General features: G+C 69.7%; 2 protein-coding genes. Both read right to left on the bottom strand.

Annotated elements, in window-relative coordinates:
• Window positions 1-2,981, bottom strand: a 2,981-nt coding sequence (locus AC27IQ_RS19680; protein ID WP_487090488.1) for an efflux RND transporter permease subunit, incomplete at its 3' end; no start/stop codon positions are given.
• A gap of 25 nt (window positions 2,982-3,006) precedes the next feature.
• Window positions 3,007-4,183: efflux RND transporter periplasmic adaptor subunit (locus AC27IQ_RS19675; RefSeq protein WP_487090487.1), on the bottom strand; the 1,177-nt coding region annotated here is incomplete at its 5' end.

Genomic DNA, 4,183 nt, shown 5'->3' with positions numbered 1-4,183 from the left:
AGCACGCCCATCACGAACGCCAGCGACGTCATCAGGATGGGGCGCAACCGCAGGCGGCTGGCCTCGATGGCGGCCTGCACCGGCGTGCGGCCGGCAAACTCCAGCTCGCGGGCGAACTCCACGATCAGGATGGCGTTCTTGGCCGACAGCCCCACCAGCACGATGAGCCCGATCTGCGTGAACACGTTGTTGTCGCCACCTGACAGCCACACGCCCGTCATGGCGGCCAGCAGGCCCATGGGGACGATCAGGATGATGGCGATGGGCAGCGTGAGGCTTTCGTACTGCGCGGCCAGCACCAGGAACACCAGCAGGATCGCGATGGGGAACACCAGCACGGCGGAATTGCCGGCCAGGATTTCCTGGTAGGTCAGCTCGGTCCATTCGAAGCCGATGCCCTGCGGCAGCGTCTCGGCGGCGATGCGCTCGATGGCGGCCTGCGCCTGGCCCGACGAGAAGCCGGGCGCGGGCCCGCCGTTCACGTCGGCCGACAGGAAGCCGTTGTAGCGCATGGCGCGCTCGGGGCCGAAGCTGGGTTCGAGCTTCATCAGCGCCGACAACGGCACCATCTCGCCGGTGGTGGAGCGCACCTTGAGCAGGCCCACGTCCTCGGCCCGCGCCCGGTAGGCCGCATCGGCCTGCACGCGCACGCTGTAGGTGCGGCCGAACTGGTTGAAGTCGTTGGCGTACAGGCTGCCCAGGTAGATCTGCAGCGTCTCGAAGATGTCCGTCACCGGCACGCCCAGCTGCCGCGCCTTGGTGCGGTCGATGTTGGCGTACAGCTGCGGCACGTTGACCTGCCAGCTCGTGAACAGGCCGGCGAGTTCCGGCGTCTGGTACGCCTTGCCCATGAAGGCCTTCACGGCGGCGTCCATGGCCTCGTAGCCCAGCGAGGCGCGGTCCTCGATCTGCAGCTTGAAGCCGCCCGTCGTGCCCAGGCCGGCCACCGGAGGCGGCGGGAACATGGCGATGAACGCGTCCTGGATGCTGCCGAAGGCCTGGTTCAACTGGCCCGCGACGGCACCGCCGCTCTGGTCCGCGCGGCCGCGCTCGGCGAAGGGCTTGAGCGTGACGAACACGATGCCGGAGTTGGAGCTGTTGGTGAAGCCGTTGATCGACAGGCCCGGGAAGGCGATGGCGTCTTCCACGTTCGGGTTCTTCTTGACGATCTCGCCCATGCGGCGGATCACGTCCTCGGTGCGGTCCAGCGTGGCGCCGTCGGGCAGCTGCGCGAAGCCCACCAGGTACTGCTTGTCCTGCGCCGGCACGAAGCCGCCGGGCACGACCTTGAACAGGCCCCAGGTCGCGGCCACCAGCGCGGCGTAGATCACCAGCATCAGCGCCTTGCGGCCGATGACGCGCTTGACGCCGCCGCTGTAGGCCTCGGAGCCGCGGTGGAACACGCTGTTGAAGCGGCGGAAGAACCCGCCCAGCACCTTGTCCATGCCGCGCGTCAACGCATCCTTCGGTTCATGGTGGCCCTTGAGCAAGAGCGCGCTCAGGGCGGGCGACAGCGTGAGCGAGTTGATCGCCGAGATCACCGTGGAGATCGCGATGGTCACCGCGAACTGGCGGTAGAACTGTCCCGTGAGCCCGCTGATGAAGGCCAGCGGCACGAACACCGCCACCAGCACCAGCGCGATGGCGATGATGGGACCGGACACTTCGCGCATGGCGCGGTAGGTGGCTTCGCGCGGGGTCAGGCCCGCCTCGATGTTGCGCTCCACGTTCTCCACCACCACGATGGCGTCGTCCACCACGATGCCGATGGCCAGCACCAGCCCGAACAGGGACAGCGCGTTGATCGAAAAGCCCAGCAGGTGCAGCACCGCGAACGTGCCCACCACCGACACCGGCACGGCCAGCAGCGGAATGATGGAGGCGCGCCAGGTCTGCAGAAACAGGATCACCACGATCACCACCAGCGCCACGGCTTCCAGCAGGGTCTGGATGACGGATTGGATGGAGGCGCGCACGAACTGCGTCGGGTCGTAGGCGATGCGGAATTCCACGCCCTCGGGCATGTTCTTTTGCAGCTCGGCCATGGTCTTGCGCACGTTCGACGAGATGTCGAGCGCGTTGGAGCCCGGCGCCTGGAACACGCCCATGCCCACGGCCGGGTCGTTGTTGAGCAGCGAGCGCAGCGAGTAGTCGGCCGCGCCCAGCTCCAGCCGGGCCACGTCGCGCAGGCGCGTCACCGCGCCGTCGCTGCCGGTCTTCACGATGATGTCGCCGAACTCCTCTTCGGTCTGCAGGCGGCCCTGCGCATTGATCGACAGCTGCATGTCCACGCCGGGCAGTCCGGGCGACTGGCCCACCACGCCGGCCGCGGCCTGCACGTTCTGGCCGCGGATGGCGGCCACCACGTCGGCCGCCGACAGGCCGCGCTGCGCGACCTTCTGCGGGTCGAGCCAGGCGCGCATCGAATAGTCGCCGCCGCCGAAGATCTGCACCTGGCCCACGCCCTGGATGCGGGCGAGCCGGTCCTTCACATTCAGCACGGCGTAGTTGCGCAGGTAGTCGATGCCGTAGCGGCCGTTGGGCGAGACCATGTGCACGACCATGGTCAGATCGGGTGCGCTCTTGACCGTGGTGACGCCCAGCCGGCGCACTTCCTCGGGCAGGCGCGGCTCGGCCTGCGAAACGCGGTTTTGCACCAGCTGCTGCGCCTTGTCGGGGTCGGTGCCCAGCGCGAAGGTGACGGTCAGCGTCATCACGCCGTCGGTCGTGGCCTGGCTGCCCATGTAGAGCATGCCCTCCACGCCGTTGATGGATTCCTCCAGCGGCGTGGCCACGGTCTCGGCGATCACCTTGGGGTTGGCGCCCGGGTACTGGGCACGCACCACCACGGAGGGCGGCGCCACCTCGGGATACTCGGAGATGGGCAGCGCGCGCAGCGCGATCAGCCCGGACAGGAAGATGAGCACCGACAGCACCCCGGCGAAGATGGGGCGGTCGATGAAGAAGCGGGAGAGATTCATGGTGTTCTTTCGGTGCGCTCCGCGATCACGCCGCGGGCTGCTTGGCGGCGGCGCGGGCCTCGGCGCCATCGCCGGCCATGCCGGCCTTGGCGGTCATGGGCACGTCCTGGGGGGCGACCTGGGCGCCGGGGCGCACGCGCTGCAGGCCGTTGACGACGATGCGTTCGCCGGCCTTCAGGCCCGAGGTGACGACGCGCAGGCCGTTCACCGGCGCGCCCAGCTGCACCTCGCGGTACTCGGCCTTGTTGCCCTCGCCCACCACCATCACGTACTTCTTGTTCTGGTCCGTGCCCACGGCGCGCTCGTTGATGAGCACGGCCTGGGTGTTCTTGACCTGGCCCATGCGGATGCGCGCGAACTGGCCGGGCATCAGCACCCCGTCGGCGTTGTCGAACACGGCGCGCACGCGCACCGTGCCGCTGCGGGCATCCACCTGGTTGTCGATGAGCTGCAGGTGCCCGGTGTGCGGCGTGCCGCCGGCCGTGCCCGTGCCCATCTGCACCGGAATGCTCTCGATCAGGGTGCGCGCGCTCTTGCCCGAACGCAGGCCCTCCAGCGCCTTCGCCACGATCTGCTCGTCGGTGTCGAAGCTCGCGTAGATCGGGCTCACCGACACCAGCGTGGTCAGCACCGGCGCGCCGGCGCCCGCGGCCACCAGGTTGCCCACGGTGACCTCGATGCGGCCCACGCGGCCCGCGACCGGGGCGCGCACCTGGGTGTAGCCCAGGTTCAGGCGCGCCGTCTGCAGCGCGGCCTGCGCGGCGCGCAGGTTGGCGTCGGCCTCGCGCTGGGCATTCATGCGTTCGTCATGCTCGCGCTGGGCGATGGCACGCTCTTCCCACAGGCGCGTCGCGCGCTCCATTTCGCTGCGGGTGTAGGACACGCGGGCCTGCGCGGCGACCACCTGGGCCTCGGCGCGGTCCACCTCGGCGGCGTAGGGCGCGGGGTCCACGGTGACCAGCAGGTCGCCCTGCTTGACCAGCGAGCCTTCGCGGAAATGCACGGCCTGCACGGCGCCGCCCACGCGCGGGCGGATGTCCACGCGCTGCACGGCTTCGAGCCGGCCGGAGAACTCGTCCCACAGCGCGATCTCCTGCTGCAGCACGGCGGCCACCGAGACGGGCACCGCGGGCGGCGCGGCTTCCGGGGCCGGGGATTCGGCATGCGAGCTGGGCAGCCCGAAGAGCGTGCCGCCCGCGGCG

Source organism: Acidovorax sp. KPB24-07 (assembly GCF_057543315.1).
This window is presented reverse-complemented; position numbering and strand designations above follow the sequence as displayed.